We start from the raw sequence: 16,314 nt of genomic DNA on the forward strand, positions 1-16,314 counted from the left end.
GCGCCCGTGAGCGGCACGCTCGTCCTCAACGCCTCCTACGAGCCGCTGTGCGTGGTCCCCGTGCGGCGCGCGGTGCTCCTGCTCCTTTTGGAGAAGGCGGTCGTCGAGCGGCCGGGCGCGACCGTCCTGCACTCCGAGCGGCTCAGCGTCGTCGCCCCGTCGGTCGTGCGCCTGCAACGCTACGTGCGCGTCCCGCACCGGTCGCACGTGCCGATCACGCGCCGTGCGGTCCTCGCGCGCGACCACGAACGGTGCGCCTACTGCGCCGGACGTGCCGACACGGTCGACCACGTCGTGCCACGCAGCCGGTCCGGGCCGCACGCGTGGGAGAACGTCGTCGCGGCGTGCGCGCGGTGCAACCACCGCAAGGCCGACCGCCTGCTGTCCGAGCTGGGCTGGGAGCTGCCGTTCACGCCGCGCGCACCCCGCGGGCCGCTCGCCGGCCACACGGTGCACGTGCGGCAGCCCGACTGGGAGCCGTACCTGCTCGGCTGGGCGGACGCCTCGGTCGCCTGACGGCGGCGGGGACGGCACGTCACGCGGTCGGCGGGGGAGCGCCTCGCTCTTGAGGAACGCTTGGTGTTGACTTGAGGGAGGGCACCCGGGCAGCACCAGCGAAGGAGCAGGGCACATGACGCGCGACGACGTGATCCTCGTGGGGGTCGACGGGTCGACGGCCAGCCTCTACGCGCTCGACTGGGCGGTCGAGGAGGCCGCGCGCCGCGGCTGGCGGCTGCACCTCGTGTGCGCGTACGCGCTGCCCTCGTTCGCGGCAGCCTCGCTCGACGGCGGGTACGCCGCGCTCGACGACACCGCGATCCAGGAGGGTGCCGCGGCCGTGCTCGCGGAGGCGTCCGCGCGCGTCGCCGACCGCGGGGTCCCGGTCACCGCCAAGGTCCACACCGGCGACGCCGCGGGCGTGCTCGTCGAGCTGTCGCGCGAGGCGCGCCTCGCGGTCGTCGGCACGCGCGGACGCGGCGGGTTCGCCGACCGCCTGCTCGGCACCGTGTCCTCCGCGCTGCCCGCGCACGGCTACTGCCCCGTCGTCGTCGTGCCGCTGCGCGACGCGCAGGGCCACCAGCTCCCCGAGGACTCCGAGGTGCCGCCCGTCCCGCCCGTGCGCCGCATCGTCGTCGGCGTCGACGGCTCCCCGCAGGCCGAGCGCGCGCTGCGCTACGCGATCGACGAGGCCGGCGCGTGGGGCGCGCAGCTCACGGCGGTGTCGGGCGTGCCCGTCGGGTCCATGACCGGGCTGCTCGCGTGGCTGCCCTCGACCGTCGACCACGAGCAGGTGCTCGGGGACATGACCGAGGGGCTCAACGTGGTCGTCGACCGCGCGGTCGCCGGGACCGGCGTCGAGGTGCGCCGGTTCGCGCTCGACGGCACGGGCGCCGAGCTGCTCACCGAGTTCTCCACCGCGTGCGACCTCCTGGTGCTCGGGTCCCGCGGCCGTGGCGGGTTCCGCGGGCTGCTCCTGGGCTCGACGAGCCAGGCGGTGCTGCACCACGCGTCGTGCCCCGTGATGGTCGTGGGCAGCCGCGCCGAGGACCTGGACGACGAGTCCGCCACGCCCGACCCGGCCGACCCCGTCGAGCCGACGACCGACCCCGCGGACGCCTGACCCGCGCGGACGTGCGACCCCGCACCGCCGGTGACCCTGCACCGCCGGTGACCCTGCACAGCCGCTGACCCCGCACCGCCGCCGGCCCCGGGGCGCGGCGGCCTCAGAGGGGCGTGACGTCCGGGCGGCGCACCAGCGCGGAGAGCACGACCGTCGAGCGCGTGCGTGACACGAACGGTTCCGCCGCCAGCCGCTCCACCACCTGCTCGAGGTGCCGCATGTCCCGCGCCCGGACCTGCACGACGAGGTCCACGTCACCCGTCACCGTGCTCGCCGCCACGACCTCCGGGTACTGCTCGACCGCCGCACGCATGGTCGCCGGGCTCGTCGAGCCCTGGCAGTAGATCTCGACGAACGCCTCGGTCTGCCACCCGAGCGCCGCGGGGTCGAGCCGGACCGTGAACCCACGGATCACGCCGTCGTCCCGCATGCGGTCCACGCGGCGCTTCACCGCGGGTGCGGAGAGCGAGACCTGGGCGCCGATCTGGGCGTACGTCGCACGCGCGTCGGCCGCGAGGACGCGCAGGATCGCCGCGTCGAGGGGGTCGGTCATGCGCCCATGATCCCGCGAACGCGGCGCGGGTGGTCCGCCGACGAGCGAGCGGCTGGTCGGGGAGTTCCGCGCACGGCTTCAGTCGGGAGGCGGGCGTGCCGATGCCATTGCAGGATGTTCGGCACGAATGCGACGGGAGGGACGGCGTGCACCAGCCCACGTCAGCGAACGACGCGTCCGACGGCGCGACGGCTGCCCGGCCGCCGGCAGCACCGCCCGCCGTGCTGCCCCGCCAGCGCGCTGTGCCGTCGTTCCACCCCGTTCCCACGCCGCGCTCCGCGCGGACGGGTGCGCCCGCGCCGACGCTGCCCACCCAGCGTCCAGCGGGGACGCCGGGCTCGACGACCCCTGCCCGCCAGGTGCCGACCGGTCTCGTCACGCCGCGCCCGGCGCCGGCGGTCGAGGGCCAGGGCGCGCCGCAGGCCACCCCGCATGGCGACCCCCAGGCCACCTCGCAGGACGACCTCCAGGGCACCCGGCAGGGCGACCGCCAGGCCACCCCGCACGGCACCCCCCGGGTGGTGCCTGCGGCCGGTGTCCCGCGCGGCGGCGTGGAGGTCGCGGACGTGCTGCACCGGCCGGTGACCGCGCCGCCCGCGCACCGGCGCGCGCTGCGCGTCGTCGCCGGAGCGGCCGTCGTCGCGCTCGTCGCGACCGCGACGGGTGGCTGGGTCGCGCAGGACCGCGCGCACCGCCAGGACGTCGCGCGAGCCGAGGCCCGTGCGCGCGTGGACGCCGTCACGGCGGCGGTCGACGCGCCGTCGTCGTCGGGCGCCCGCGTGGAGGTCGCGACGTGGACGGACGCGCGGTCGTCGGAGACCGGCGCGCTGACCGCCGCGCTGAAGACCGCGACCGCGGCGCTCGCGGCGACGACGCACGCCCCGGCGGACGCACGCGCCGCGCTGCAGCGCGCCCTCGACACGGCCCGCACCACGGCCGCCGACGGCGCCGCGAGCCTGCACGCGCTGCGCACCGCGCGGGCCGGGCTCGTCGCACCGCAGAAGGCCGCGCAGGACGGCGAGAAGGCCTGGCAGACGGCCGAGGCCGAGCGCAAGGCCGCCGAGGCGGCCCAGCGCGCACGCCAGCGCGTGGCTGCGCCCCCGCGCACGACGACCACCGGGCCCGGGGCCGGCTCGGCGCCCGTGCGGCGCGGGATCCCCGCGGGCGGGCTCGTGTGCTCGGGCACGGGCGGGTCCGGGGCGCGTGAGGCGAGCGCGTCGACGCTCGGCGCCGCGATCAACTCCTACCGGGCGTCGCTGGGGCTGCCGAAGCTCGGAGTCGCGCGGTCCGGCTCGCTCACGTCGCACGCGCTCGACATGGGCACGCGCGGCGGGATCTGGCACTCGGGCGGCGACAACATCGTCGGCTGCGTGGGGACGAGTACCGCGTCGTACCTGGTCCAGGCGTGGGCGCACTCGCCGAGCCACGACAAGCAGATGCGCCGCACGGACGTGTCGACGATGTACGTGGGCGCGGCGACGCAGAGCGGCTGGCTGTTCGGCGCGGTCCTGTTCCGCTGACGGCCCCGACCCCCGCCGACCCCGCGGTTCTTCCGGCTCCGACCGTCCATTCCCGGAGCAATAACGGGGTCGTCGGCGTGCGGCCCGGGCAGCGCGGCCGGGCGAGGTGGTCAGGCGGGCGGGGCGGGGAGCGGTCGGGCGGGGCGGGTGGTCAGGCGGGGGTGGTCAGGACAGGGTGCGCAGGGCCGTGGTGGTGCGGGTGAGGGCCTCGGCGAGGTCCGCGGGGGAGATGGTCAGCGGCGGGGCCAGGCGCAGCGTCCGGCCGTGCGTGTCCTTGGCCAGCACGCCCTCGCGCAGCATCGCCTCGCACGCGGCCCGGCCGGTGCCGTGCGGGACGTCGAGCCCCGCCCACAGGCCCAGCCGCCGGTAGCCGGTGACGAGCCCCTCGTCGGCCATGGCGTCGAGCGCGGCGCCGAGCTCGCGCCCGCGCGCGCCCGCCGCGGCCTGGACGTCGCCCGGGGCCAGGAGGTCCACCACGGCGAGCGCGACCGCGCACGCGAGCGGGTTCCCGCCGAACGTCGAGCCGTGCGTGCCGGGGGTGAGCACGCCGAGCACGTCACAGCGTCCGACGACGGCGGAGACGGGCAGGATCCCGCCGCCGAGCGCCTTGCCGAGCGTCACGAGGTCGGGCCGCACGCCCCACGTCTCGCAGGCGAGCGTGCGACCGGTGCGGCCGAGCCCGGACTGGATCTCGTCGGCGACGAGCAGCACGCCCGCCTCGTCGCACGCGGCGCGCACGGCGGGCAGGTAGTCGTCGGGCGGGACGACGACGCCGTGCTCGCCCTGCACGGGTTCGAGCAGGACGGCGACGACGGTCTCGTCGAGCGCGGCCCGCAGCGCGGCGGCGTCGCCGAACGGCACGGTCCGGAAGCCGGGGGTGAAGGGTCCGAAGCCGGTGCGCGCGTCCGCGTCGTCGGAGAACGACACGATCGTCGTCGTGCGGCCGTGGAAGTTCCCGGCGGCGACGACGATCGTCGCGCGGTCGGGTGCGACGCCGCGTGCCTCGTAACCCCACTTGCGCGCGGCCTTGATCGCGGTCTCGACGGCCTCGGCGCCCGTGTTCATGGGCAGGACGAGCGGGTCGCCGCCCGACGGTCCCGAGGCGAGCAGCGGTCCGACGAGCCCGGCGAGCGCGTCGGCGAACCGCGGCAGCAGGTCGTGGTCGAACGCGCGGCTCGTGAGGGTGAGCCGGTCGAGCTGTGCGTGGGCGGCGGCGACGAGGGCGGGGTGCCGGTGCCCGAAGTTGAGCGCCGAGTAGCCGGCGAGCAGGTCGAGGTACCGGCAGCCCTCGTCGTCGGTGACCCACGCGCCGTCGCCCGCGACGAGCGTGACGGGCAGGGGCGCGTAGTTGCGCGCGAGCCGGCTGACGGCGGTGGTCGTGGCGGTCATCGCGCGCTCCTTCGCATCAGGTCCGCGAGCGGGTCAGGCGCGGATCTCGAGGGTGCAGCACTTGGCCCCGCCGCCGCCCTTGAGCAGCTCGCTCGTGTCGACGGCGATGGGCGTGTAGCCGCGCTCGCGCAGTGCGGCGGCGAGGTCGCGTGCGCCGGGGGCGACGACGACGTGCTCGCCGTCGGAGACGGCGTTGAGGCCGAGCGCGGCCGCGTCGGCGGCGGTCGCGTGGATCGCGTCGGGGAACAGCTGGTCGAGGACCGCACGGCTGCCCGCGGAGAACGCGGGCGGGTAGTACGCGATCTGCGGCGAGGCGGGGTCCGACGAGATCACCGCGAGCGCGGTGTCCAGGTGGTAGTAGTGCGGGTCGACGAGCTCGAGGCTGACGACCGGGCGGCCGAACAGCTCCTGCGCCTCGGCGTGCGCGGCGCGTTCGGTGCGGAACCCGGTGCCGGCGAGGATCAGGTCGCCGACGACGAGGATGTCGCCCTCGCCCTCGTTGACCTGCGCGGCGGTGTGCGTGACGTAGCCGCGGTCGGCGAACCACTTCTGGTACGCGGGGCCCTCGGGCTGACGCTCGGGGTAGCGGAACCGCGCGGAGTAGACGACGCCGCCGACGACCGTCGCGCCGTTCGCCGCGTAGACCATGTCCGGCAGGCCGGGCAGGGGGTCGATGAGCTCGACGGTGTGCCCGAGGTCGAGGTAGGTGTCCCGCAGCGTGCGCCACTGCCGCAGGGCGAGCTCCACGTCGGTGTACCGGGTCTTGTCCATCCACGGGTTGATCTCGTAGGAGACCGTGTAGTGCACGGGCTCGCACATGAGGTAGTGGCGGTCGGTACGGCCGGGTGCTCGTCGGGCGGAGGCGGTCATGGTGCTCCCTGGCTCGGGGACGGCGGGTCTCGCGGCGCATGAGGCCGTGGTCGGTTCGAGCGTAGAGGCGTGGCGCCGCGCAACCGATGAACGGCGCTTGCGCACCTGTGCGTGATCTGTTGCGTACGACGAGCGTCGGCGAACGATCTGTTGCGCCGCCCCGGCTCAGGCGGACCGGCCCGCGCCGCGCAGCTCGCGCCGCACCGCGCGCAGCGCCAGGGCGGCCATGCCCGCGAGCACGGGGCGCAGGACCACGCGCGTGAGCGCCGGCGGCAGGCCGGCCAGGTGCACGTCCTCGAGCCACAGCACCCGCGCCACGTCCCCGTCGGCACGCACCGCGATGAGCGCACGCCCCAGGAGCAGCGGACCCCGCTTCTCGAAGCCCGCGACGCCCGCGCGGCCGTCCACGGGCGGGTCCAGGCGCGTGATCGTCATGCGGTCCAGCAGCACGCGCGCGGTACGGGCCTCGACGCGTCCCCCGACCGCGGGCGGGCCGTCGGTCGTGACGGTCGTCCACGGGATCCACCGGGCGTGGTTGCGTGCGTCGACGAGCAGCGCCCACGCCTCGTCGGCCGGGACGGGCAGGGTCAGGGACGCGCGGGCGGCGGACGTGGTGACCCTCCTCGTCGGTTCCTCGTCGGTTCGGGAACGTGCTCCCGCGACGTTAGCCTCGTCCCATGCAGACGCGCGCGCTGGGGCGGACGGGACGACAGGTCGGGGTCGTGGGGCTGGGCTGCTGGCAGCTCGGTGCGGACTGGGGCGAGGTCGGTGAGGACACCGCGCTGGAGGTGCTCTCCGCGGCCGTCGACTCCGGGGTGACGTTCCTCGACACGGCCGACGTGTACGGCGACGGGCGCTCGGAGCGCCTCGTCGGGAAGTTCGTCGCGTCGCGCGGCGGCGCCGCGTCCGGCCTGACGGTCGCGACGAAGATGGGCCGGCGGGCGGACCCGCACGTGGCCGACGCGTACACGCTCGACGCGTTCCGCGCGTGGAACGACCGCTCCCGCGAGAACCTGGGCGTCGACACGCTCGACCTGGTCCAGCTGCACTGCCCGCCCACCGAGGTGTACTCGCGCGAGTCCACGTGGGACGCGCTCGACACGCTCGTCGACGAGGGCCGCGTCGCCGCGTACGGCGTCTCGGTCGAGACCGTCGACGAGGCGCTCACCGCGATCGCGCGCCCGCACGTCGCCACGGTGCAGATCATCCTCAACGCGTTCCGCCGCAAGCCCCTCGAGCAGGTGCTGCCCGCCGCCGTCGAGGCGGGCGTCGGGATCATCGCGCGCGTGCCGCTCGCGTCCGGCCTGCTCTCGGGCAAGTACGACGCGACGACGACGTTCGCGGAGAACGACCACCGCAGCTTCAACCGCCACGGCGAGGCGTTCGACGTCGGTGAGACGTTCTCGGGCGTGCCGTACGAGGTCGGTGTGGAGGCGGCCCGCGAGGTCGCGGCGCTCACGCCCGCCGGTGCGACGACCGCGCAGCTCGCGCTGCGCTGGATCATCGACCAGCCCGGCGTGTCCGTGGTGATCCCCGGTGCGCGCAACCCGCAGCAGGCGCGCGGCAACGCGGGTGCGGCGGACCTCGCACCGCTCACCCCCGAGCTGCAGGAGCGGTTCGCGGCGATCTACGACGAGCGCATCCGCGCCCACGTGCACGACCGCTGGTGACCCTGCCCGCCGCCCGCTGAGCCGTCGTGGGTCAGCCGCGCCCCAGGCGCGGCAGGCCGCGGCGGCGCCTGGTCGGACCCGCGGGCAGCTCGGGCACGTCCGGCGTCGTGGGGGTGCCCCCTGCCGCGTCGGCCGTGAGCTCGACGTGCACGGGCTGCGCGGGCAGCTCCACCGGGTCGCGGAACGTCGCCGGTGCGGGACCGAACGTCTTGCGGGTGCCCGCGATGACCTCGCGGCCCAGCGCACGTCCACCCGACGCGCCGACGACGACGCCGATCCCGTAGGGCAGCAGGCGCCCGAAGAACAGCCCCGACTGCTTGGCGAGCTGCTTGCGCAGCATGCGCCGCGTGAGGGTCGTGTTGACCTTCTTCACGGTCGCGACGGGCATGCGCGTGAGCAGCAGCCGTGCGACGTTCGTCGCGCCCAGGCCGGTGATGTCGGTCAGCGCCTTGGCGCCGGACTCGCCGAGCAGCGCGGTCAGCAGGAGCGCGCGGCGCCGGTCGACGTCCTCCACCTCGATGCCGTGCACGGACGCGACCGCGAGCACGTACGCGGCGGACGCGCTGAAGAACGTCGCCACGTCGCTCGCGGTCAGCACGAGCGCGACGCCTGTGCCGACCGCGGGGGCGGCGGCCGCGGCACCCACGGCGCCGCCGGCGCTCGCGACGAGCACCAGGAACTCCTTCTCGAGCAGCCGCACGAGCTGCTCGGGCGTCGCCTCGGGGTTGCGCCGGCGCAGGCTCGCGACGTGCTGGTGCACTGCGCTCGACGGCAGCTGGACCGCCCGGGCGAGGGCCTCCTCGACGATGCGCGGCACGGCGCTCAGCGCTCCCCGACGACCGTGAGGTCGACCGTCGCGCCGGCCGTGAGCGTGCGGCCCACCGTGCAGTGCTGGTCGATCGCGCGGTGCACGACGGTCAGGAGGCGCTCGCGCGCCGCCGGGTCGAGCGAGGACAGGTCGACGACGAGCCGCTCGGCGAGCGCCGGGTAGCGGTCCTCGGCGTCGTCGGCGAGGCCCTCGACCTCGATCGTCACGGGCACGTCGTCGCCGAGGCGGCGCGCGAGCGCGGCGTCCGACGACAGCCCCGAGCACCCTGCGAGCGCGACCTTCATCAGCTCGCCGGGCGTGAACGCGCCCTCGTAGGAGATGTCCCCGATCTCGACGCTCGCGCCGCGCGAGCTGCGACCCACATACCGGCGTGAGCCGGTGCGCTCGACCCACAGCCGCGTGCCGCCCGCGTTGGCGGGCTCGCGCGCGGGGATCGGCGCGGGCGCGGGGGCGACTGCGTCAGGGACCGGCGTCTGGCTCGTCATGAGCCGATCCTCGCACGGTGCGCGTCGGCGCGCGGGGGCTGCGACCGCGCACCGGCCACGGATGTCCGGGGTGCTGCGCTGGTGCCCGGCGCGCGGTGCCGGTACGCGTCGGACGGTGTGGTGCAGGTGCGCATGCCGAGCGACCCCCGCACGCGCGAGACTGACGTCCCGTCCCGCCTCGTCCCGTCTCGTCCCGCCGAGGCCCGGCGGGACGAGACGTGGGGCGTGGCAGGCTGGTGCCGTGAAGCTCTGGCGCCGCAAGGAACGCGTGACGATCGAGGTCGACGACGGTTTCCATATCGCCGAGGCACCCGCGTTGCAGCGCGCGATCGTCCAGGTCCTGGGCATGGACCGGGTCGGCGGTGTGCCGGTGCCGGCCGAGCTCCAGCTCGAGCCGGGGCGCGAGGGTGCGCTCGTCGTCGTGTGGCGCAACATGATCGTCGGTTTCGTGCCGCCGGAGCGGGCCGGCGAGCTGACCGCCCGGCTCCCGGGTGGGCGCGCGGTGGGCGTCGTGCACGGCTGCGTCCACCCCGAGGTGCACGAGCTCCCGCGCGACGGCGACGACCGCCACGGCGTCCTGTGGCGCGTGTGGGCCGGCCCGGTTCCTGAGACGTTCCCCGAGGTCCCGCAGGGCCTGGACCGCCTGGACGTCCCGGAGCGCGCGATCCTCGGCATCCCCCTCGCCAGGCTCCGCACACCCCCACCCGCCTGACCGCTCCCGCCACCGTCCACACCCCGCCGACCCCGCCCGGCGACCGCGCACGTTCCGCTCCGGGTGCGCCCGCCGGACGTGCGCACCCGCTCCCGAACGTGCGCGGTCGCCGATGGGTCTGGTGCGCTGACACACGCAGGGGCGGGGCCGCTGGTGCGGCCTCGCCCCTGCGTGGTGCGCGGGTGTCAGCAGAACGCGCTGGGCGTCCAGTTCACGTTGTTCGGACCCTTGTAGTAGGTCACGCCGAACGTGTTCCCCGAGCCGTTGGGGGTGAACGTGTTCCCGTTGCGGTTCGCGTTCCAGTGGTTCTGGATCGACTGGCCGTTCGACGGGTACACCGTCACCGTCCAGCTGTTCGAGCCGGAGACCGTGTAGGTGACGTTGAACCGGTCACCCCACTCCTGCGTCTTCGTCGCGGAGACCGTGCACGACCCGCCACCGCCGGTGTTGCCGCCGCCGCCCGTGTTGCCGCCGCCGCCCGAGCCCTCGGACACCGTGATGTTCGACGAGCCCGAGGACTGGTACCCCTCGGTCGCGAGGATCTGGTAGTTCTGCGTGCCCAGGTTCATGCCCTTCGAGGCCCACGCGTTGAAGTGGTTCGCGGCCGTGATCGTGCCGCCCGTGCGCTTCTGCTGGCGCACCGACCAGTACTGGTAGAACGTCGCCGTGCCCTGGATCGACGGCTGGTTCACGCGCTGCGTGCGGTAGATGTCGTACGTGCCACCGTCGGAGTTCACGGTGCCCATGTACGTGCCCGTCGGGCGGTACGTGCCCCAGTTGTCGACGATGTAGTACTCGATCAGCGGACCCGTGGTCCACCCGTACAGCGTCAGGTAGGCGTTGCCCGACGGGTTGAACTGCCCCGAGTAGGACACCGCGCGGCCCGACCCCGTCTGCCAGCCCTTGCCGGCCACGAAGTTGCCCGTGTTGCGCCAGGACGTCGAGTAGTTGCCACCCGAGCCGAGCTCCATCGACACCGTGCCCTGCGAGTCCGTCCAGAACGAGTAGTAGTACCCGCCGCTGTTGCCGGTCTGGTTGGTCGTCACCGCTGCCGACGCCGGCAGCGCGATCGCCAGGCCCGTCCCGACGAGACCAGCGACGGCCACGCCCGCGACGAGCTGCTTCACGGAGCGACGACGGTGCTTCGGACGCCGGAGAGTTGCGAAACTTGCGGTCATTCTGCACTCCTTCGTGCGGAATCGTGGATCGGGGAGACGTGGCGGCCTGTCACCGCCTTCTGAGCCCCTGACCTGCGGCTTCAGTTGTCGATCCACACCGATGACCTGCCCGAGGACCTTCCCCTGCAGGGCCTTGCCTGCCGAGTGTGTGCCCGATGGTCCGAGATGGTCAAGATGTCGGACGTGCACTTTCGTGCGCTGAACCGGTTATCTTTCGGCCCGTCCGCTCACCCGTGCAACCGTCGTCCCTCTTGCGCACCGTGGCACTCCGCCAAAGCCCCGGCCGTCGGGCCGGTAGGCTGGCCTGCGCCGCCGCGACCCGCGTCGCACGCGGCAGCCCGGGCCCCGGCCCGAGCGCCTGGGGACCTGGCACAAATGATCGAGGTCCTGATCAGGGCCCATGTGCGTGAGTGCCCCATAACGCGCTTCGCCCATTCTCATAACGCAACTGCGGTGGGCACGGAGTGGTGCGGCGAGTCGAAGCGTGACGGCGCAGGTCAGTAGCCTGTTGGGGTTGCTTCTTGCGCCGGATGGCTGTCGTGGCGCGTCGCGGTGCAACTGGAGTGGTCCTTCCGTGGCGGGCCGCGTTATCGCTCGATGGCGTTGGCTGCTCGGGTGGTACATCGCGGTCCTGTTGGCGAACAGTCGTCTCCGACAGACAGAGGTCGCCGACGCCGTTGGGGGCACCCCGCGAGAATCGACAGGAAGCCGCCGTGGACTGACATGAGCAGCACTCGGGCGGCGTGAGGCCATCGGGGTCGGGGCGCTGTGTAGGTCGCCCGGCTTGCCGACTTCGTGCTGGGAGGCCTCGGGGAAGGCCGCTCCTCTCGCCCGGAGCGAACGGGCTGCACTACCGAAGGCCGAGTCGGTACTGAAGGTCACGCTGCGCCAGGGAGTCGGCGGAGGCGGACGACCGGCCTCGCCGCCTCTTCGACCGATAGCGCTGTGATCAGCGCGTACGTGCGCGCGGTGGCCGTGGTCGGTGGTATCTGTTGGTTGCCCACCTTCCCCGATAGGTGCCCCATGCCTGTAGATGACATCGACGCCGAGTTCTGGTTCGAACTCGCCCCGTTGAGCGCGCCGTACACCCCGGTGCTTGCGAGTACTGACGTGGAACGCGCATTTGGGTGCCACGCCGCGCGCCCGCTCGGTCGAGGAGCGTTCGGAGAGACGTGGCACGTGAGCGGAACCCCGCTCGTGGCGACGGGCGAAGCCGCGGCCAAGGTGATCTACCGCGAGGGGTACCCGGCCGCAAGGCTGACCCGAGAGACGGAGGGTTTGCAGCGGACCTCGTCCGAGCACGTCGTGCGGCTGCTGACAGCCGGGCTGGTGCCGCTCGCTGGCAAGGAGCGGGCGGTGCTGGTCTTCGAGTATGTCGAGGGCGGGGACGTGGCTGCTGCGATCTCGGCTGGATCCTGGCCTACTCACGAGCAGGTTCACGCCTTTGGGATCGGCGTCCTTCGGGGGCTCGTCGCGCTGCACGAGACCAACACGGCCCACCGGGACATCAAGCCGGAGAACATCGCGTTGCGCGGCGGGGACTGGTCGCGCCCTGTGCTCCTGGACCTGGGCCTTTCGAAGCAGCTCGATGTCGACGCCCTGACGACGTACCCGCAGTTGCTCGGAACCTTGCCCTTCATGGCACCCGAGCAGATCCGCGGCGAGGAGGCACGCAAGGCCGCCGATGTGTGGGCACTCGGATGCGTGCTCCACCTTCTACTGACCCAGAAGCACCCCTTCTTTGGCCCCCGGAACGAGCGCGTCCCACGAGCTCAGGCGTTGACGATCGTGGCAGCAGGTGCTCCCCCGTTGCCGGAGGGGGTTCCCGAGCCGCTTCGCGGCGTGGCTACGCGACTGCTCAGCCCCGAGGCGCACGCGCGCGGGAGTGCGGCGAGGGCGCTGTCGATGCCGCGTGAAGACTGACCCCCTGGCGCCGAGCGAATGTTGACCCCCCTTCGCTGAAGAGTGGAGGAGTGATCACTGTGGAGGACTGGGCTGAGATCCGTCGGCTGCATCGAGCTGAGGGGTTGGGGATCAAGACGATCGCGCGCCGGTTGGGTATCGCGCGGAACACGGTGCGGGTCGCGTTGGCCGCGCACGAGCCGCCGAAGTACCACCGCAAGCCTGCGGGTTCGGCGGTCGATGCGTTCGAGCCGGCGATCCGGGAGTTGCTCGGGCAGTTCCCGGACATGCCCGCGACGGTGATCGGTGAGCGGGTCGGGTGGACGGGCTCGTCTTCGGTGCTGCGGGCCCGGGTCGCGTTGCTGCGCCCGTTGTTCCGCGGCGCGGACCCCGCCGACCGCACGACGTATGCGGCCGGGCATATCGTGCAGTGCGACCTGTGGTTCCCGGCCAAGGTGATCCCCGACGGGGCCGGGGCGTGGATCGCGCCGCCGGTGCTGACGATGGTCGCGGCGTACTCCCGGTTCGTGATGGCGGTCATGCTGCCCTCGCGGCTGTCGGGGGACCTGCTGGCCGGGATGTGGCAGCTGCTGGCCGGTCTGGGTGCGGTGCCCAAGACGCTGGTCTGGGACAACGAGGCGGGCATCGGTCAGCACAAGCGCCTGACGTTGCCCGCCCGGACGTTCGCCGGGACGTTGGGGACGCGGATCTATCAGACCGCGGCCCGGGACCCGGAGGCCAAGGGCGTCGTCGAGCGAGCCAACCAGTACTTGCAGACCTCGTTCATGCCCGGGCGCTCGTTCACCGGCGGCGTCGACTTCAACGCCCAGCTCGCGGCGTGGCTGCCGCGCGCGAACGAGCGCAAGGTGCGGGCCACCGGCGCCCGCCCGGTCGACCTGCTCGGCGCGGACCTCGCCGCGATGGGGGCCCTGCCACCGGTCGCGCCGACGAGCGCCCCACCGCTGCGGGTGCGCCTGGCGCGGGACTACTACGTGCGGGTCGCGGGCAACGACTACTCGGTGGACCCGCAGGTCATCGGCCGGTTCGTGGACATCCATCCCGGGCTGGACCGGGTCATGGTCACGTGCGCGGGGCAGGTCGTGGCCGACCACGCCCGGTCCTGGGCGTCCCGGCAGGTCATCACCGACCCCGCGCACGTCGCCGCCGCCGCTGAGCTGCGGACCGCGTTCAAGGACCGCTGCGCCGCGACCCGCGGCCCCGTCACCGCGACGGACGTGGGCTTGCGGGAGTTGAGCGACTACGACGAGATGTTCGCGTTGCCCGTCCCCGCCCCGCGCCCGAACCTGCAGGTCGTGCGGTGAGCGCCACCGGCAAGGACACCGCCGGGCAGATCACGTTCTGCGCCCGTGAGCTCAAGACCCCCGTGATCGCCGACACGTTCGCGACCCTCGGCGACCAGGCCCGCACCGAGGGCTGGACCCACGAGGAATACCTCGCCGCCGTCCTGGGCCGCCAGGTCGCCTCCCGAACCGCGAACGGCACCCGGATGCGGATCTCGGCCGCGCACTTCCCCGCAGTCAAGACCCTGGAGGACTTCACCTTCGAACACCTGCCGGCCGCACCCCGGGACGTGATCGCGCACCTGGCCACGACCACGTTCGTGGCACGCCGAGAGAACGTCGTGCTGCTCGGGCCACCCGGGACCGGCAAGACCCACCTCGCGATCGCGATGGGCATCAAAGCCGCCGAAGCCGCGTTCCCCGTCGCGTTCGACTCCGCGAACGGCTGGCTGACCCGCCTGAGCGACGCCCACGAGCGCGGCAACCTCGAGCGCGAGCTACGCCGCCTGAACCGCTACCGGCTACTGATCATCGACGAGGTCGGCTACCTGCCGTTCGACCCAGCCGCAGCCGCCCTGTTCTTCCAGCTCATCGCGTCCCGCTACGAGACCGGGTCCGTGATCGTGACCTCGAACCTGCCCTTCTCCCGCTGGGGCGAGACCCTCGGCGACGACGTCGTCGCAGCCGCGACCATCGACCGCCTCGTCCATCACGCCCACGTCATCCCCCTGGACGGTGACTCCTACCGCACACGCGCCCACCGCAAGACCAAGTAGTCAAGACCATCAGGGGGGTCAAAGTTCAACCAGCACCAGGGGGTCAAGATTCGCCCGGCGTTGACAGGCGCTTGCCGATCTGACTGCGAGTTGACGAGAGGACCCACGGTGGCCGACACCGAAGACGAGTACGACGAAGAGCTTGAGTCGCAAGACGACGTGGAGGACGTTGACCCCGAGTCAATCGCCGAGGCGGTCGCCAACTCCGAGAACATTGACGACGACCCCGACATCGACGCGCCACCCCTTCCAGCGGGGTCGCAACTGCCCGACCAGGTCGGCGCCTCGGGGCCGGACATGCCGACGGTCGGCGACATCCTTGCCGGAGCAGCCCCCGTCTTCCTCGTGCACAAGAGCCACCAGCTCTGGCAGCGCACGCCCGAGGCGCTCGGTGTAGCGCGGCGAGTCACGGGCGGCCGCATCGGATTGGGTGCGGTCATCCGTCTACCCCGCCATGCGCCAGCGGCCGCGAGGCTGTTCTTGGATGCGTGCCACCACGGCGCGTTGAGGATTGCCGACCCCGAGGTGCACGCCATTGCGGGGACCGGGTCGCCGGCCAACTCCATCTCTGCCAAGAACGTGCAGCACTACCCGTGGGCTGCGGCAGTTCCGGCGCTGAATGACCCGCCCGCGGTCAGGAACGCTTGGATCGCCGACGTGTTCGCGGCTCAGCAGGCCGCGGGTGCGAACGTTCTGTTGTCCGCCACGGGTTGGGTCGGAGCGGCGCAGGCGCGGAACGAGCTCCAGGCCGCCATCTCCTGGACTGCTTGGTCTCGCCAGGTCGCCGGCAGCGGCACCCCGATGTTCGTCAACTTGACGCTGGCCGGAGACTGGCTTGCCAATCCCACGCTGCGGCAGATGCTCCTCCACGAGATCGTCGAGTCGACCGAGACGCATTGGTACATCCGTGTGAGGTGGCCGATCGTTGACCCGCGGTACGGGCAGTTGACTGATCCTGCGCTGCTCGACGGTTATCGGGAACTGGCGACGACCGCTGCGCTCGAACGGAAGGTCCTCGTCTTGCCGAACGCTGGCCTGACCGGGTGGGTAGCGACCGCCCTCGGCGCGTCCGGCTTCTCGACCGGCACGTTCTGGCCCGAGCAGGCGTTCTGTGACGAGCCTCGGTTCGGTCGGCAGCCCGGCCAGAAGCCGGCTCCGGCAGCTGAGCGGTACTTTGAGCGCTCCGTGCTGCACCCCCTCCTGTGGTCTGACGCGCAGAGCCTGGCAGGAGTCGCGGGCTACCGCCCATGCCAGTGCCGGTATTGCGCTGCGATCCGCGCCAACGGGTACTCACGCGAGTACGCCGGTGCGCACTACCTCGTACGGGCGGCCCGGCTGCTCGACGAGATCGGAGGAGGCAACCGACGTCTCGAGGCGCTCCGGATCGTGCAGGACGCCCAGGCGTTCGTCACCGCGTTGAGCGGAACCGCCAACGCGTTGCCAGCGAAGTGGGTGCCGAAGCACCTCCCTGAGTGGCGGGCTCGACTCCTCTAGTCAGCGTGCTGGTC

General features: G+C 73.2%; 16 protein-coding genes. 9 read left to right on the plus strand and 7 right to left on the minus strand.

Annotated features, from left to right (window positions below):
- Nucleotides 1-6 precede the first annotated feature (6 nt).
- Both CBP52_RS16580 and CBP52_RS16585 read left to right on the plus strand, forming a co-directional pair.
- Nucleotides 7-516, plus strand: coding sequence for an HNH endonuclease (locus CBP52_RS16580; RefSeq protein WP_094181890.1), 510 nt, complete (start codon nt 7-9; stop codon nt 514-516).
- A 115-nt stretch (nt 517-631) separates the two neighbouring features.
- Entirely contained in the window at nt 632-1,621 is a 990-nt protein-coding gene (locus tag CBP52_RS16585; protein WP_094181891.1) for a universal stress protein, read from the plus strand.
- A 103-nt stretch (nt 1,622-1,724) separates the two neighbouring features.
- On the opposite strand, the gene CBP52_RS16590 is transcribed toward CBP52_RS16585, so the two are convergent.
- Complete coding sequence (locus tag CBP52_RS16590; protein WP_094181892.1) at nt 1,725-2,174, minus strand: Lrp/AsnC family transcriptional regulator; 450 nt, start codon at nt 2,172-2,174, stop codon at nt 1,725-1,727.
- A 146-nt stretch (nt 2,175-2,320) separates the two neighbouring features.
- Here CBP52_RS16590 and CBP52_RS16595 point away from each other — a divergent pair, with 146 nt between their 5' ends.
- Entirely contained in the window at nt 2,321-3,694 is a 1,374-nt protein-coding gene (locus tag CBP52_RS16595; RefSeq protein WP_157732699.1) for a hypothetical protein, read from the plus strand.
- Nucleotides 3,695-3,859: 165 nt separating this feature from the next.
- On the opposite strand, the gene rocD is transcribed toward CBP52_RS16595, so the two are convergent.
- The 3 genes from rocD to CBP52_RS16610 form a co-directional block, all read right to left on the minus strand.
- The gene (gene rocD / locus CBP52_RS16600) at nt 3,860-5,083 is read right to left on the minus strand and encodes an ornithine--oxo-acid transaminase (protein WP_094181894.1); all 1,224 of its coding nucleotides are present in this window, start codon (nt 5,081-5,083) and stop codon (nt 3,860-3,862) included.
- A 33-nt stretch (nt 5,084-5,116) separates the two neighbouring features.
- The gene (gene ddaH, locus CBP52_RS16605; RefSeq protein WP_094181895.1) at nt 5,117-5,953 is read right to left on the minus strand and encodes a dimethylargininase; all 837 of its coding nucleotides are present in this window, start codon (nt 5,951-5,953) and stop codon (nt 5,117-5,119) included.
- 165 nt (nt 5,954-6,118) lie between these two features.
- The gene (locus CBP52_RS16610) at nt 6,119-6,544 is read right to left on the minus strand and encodes an SRPBCC family protein (RefSeq protein WP_157732733.1); all 426 of its coding nucleotides are present in this window, start codon (nt 6,542-6,544) and stop codon (nt 6,119-6,121) included.
- 86 nt (nt 6,545-6,630) lie between these two features.
- On the opposite strand from CBP52_RS16610, the gene CBP52_RS16615 reads away from it, so the two are divergent.
- A complete protein-coding gene (locus CBP52_RS16615; protein WP_094181897.1) occupies nt 6,631-7,623 on the plus strand; it encodes an aldo/keto reductase in 993 nt (330 codons plus the stop codon).
- 31 nt (nt 7,624-7,654) lie between these two features.
- Here CBP52_RS16615 and CBP52_RS16620 read toward each other — a convergent pair whose 3' ends face one another.
- Nucleotides 7,655-8,440, minus strand: a complete 786-nt coding sequence (locus tag CBP52_RS16620; RefSeq protein WP_232514559.1) for a hypothetical protein — start codon at nt 8,438-8,440, stop codon at nt 7,655-7,657.
- A 5-nt stretch (nt 8,441-8,445) separates the two neighbouring features.
- A complete protein-coding gene (locus tag CBP52_RS16625; RefSeq protein ID WP_094181898.1) occupies nt 8,446-8,937 on the minus strand; it encodes an OsmC family protein in 492 nt (163 codons plus the stop codon).
- Nucleotides 8,938-9,178: 241 nt separating this feature from the next.
- Here CBP52_RS16625 and CBP52_RS16630 point away from each other — a divergent pair, with 241 nt between their 5' ends.
- Complete coding sequence (locus CBP52_RS16630) at nt 9,179-9,649, plus strand: hypothetical protein (protein WP_232514560.1); 471 nt, start codon at nt 9,179-9,181, stop codon at nt 9,647-9,649.
- A 185-nt stretch (nt 9,650-9,834) separates the two neighbouring features.
- Here the strand turns inward: CBP52_RS16630 and CBP52_RS18615 are convergent, their stop codons facing one another.
- Complete coding sequence (locus CBP52_RS18615) at nt 9,835-10,776, minus strand: glycoside hydrolase family 11 protein (RefSeq protein WP_304441727.1); 942 nt, start codon at nt 10,774-10,776, stop codon at nt 9,835-9,837.
- Between the two features lie 1,074 nt (nt 10,777-11,850).
- Between CBP52_RS18615 and CBP52_RS16640 the strand changes: the two genes are divergently transcribed.
- The 4 genes from CBP52_RS16640 (at nt 11,851) to CBP52_RS16655 (ending at nt 16,300) form a co-directional block, all read left to right on the plus strand.
- Nucleotides 11,851-12,750: a serine/threonine-protein kinase gene (locus CBP52_RS16640; RefSeq protein ID WP_157732700.1), complete on the plus strand. Its 900-nt coding sequence runs from the start codon at nt 11,851-11,853 to the stop codon at nt 12,748-12,750.
- Nucleotides 12,751-12,800: 50 nt separating this feature from the next.
- Entirely contained in the window at nt 12,801-14,051 is a 1,251-nt protein-coding gene (istA, locus tag CBP52_RS16645) for an IS21 family transposase (RefSeq protein ID WP_094180904.1), read from the plus strand.
- Entirely contained in the window at nt 14,048-14,806 is a 759-nt protein-coding gene (gene istB / locus CBP52_RS16650) for an IS21-like element helper ATPase IstB (RefSeq protein ID WP_094180903.1), read from the plus strand. The genes istA and istB overlap by 4 nt, the downstream gene beginning before the upstream one ends.
- Before the next feature lie 108 nt (nt 14,807-14,914).
- On the plus strand, nt 14,915-16,300 hold the full coding sequence (locus CBP52_RS16655) for a hypothetical protein (protein ID WP_094181901.1): 1,386 nt from the start codon (nt 14,915-14,917) through the stop codon (nt 16,298-16,300).
- Nucleotides 16,301-16,314: the final 14 nt, after the last annotated feature.

The sequence above is a fragment of the Cellulomonas sp. PSBB021 genome (assembly GCF_002240455.1).
GTDB lineage: Bacteria > Actinomycetota > Actinomycetes > Actinomycetales > Cellulomonadaceae > Cellulomonas > Cellulomonas uda.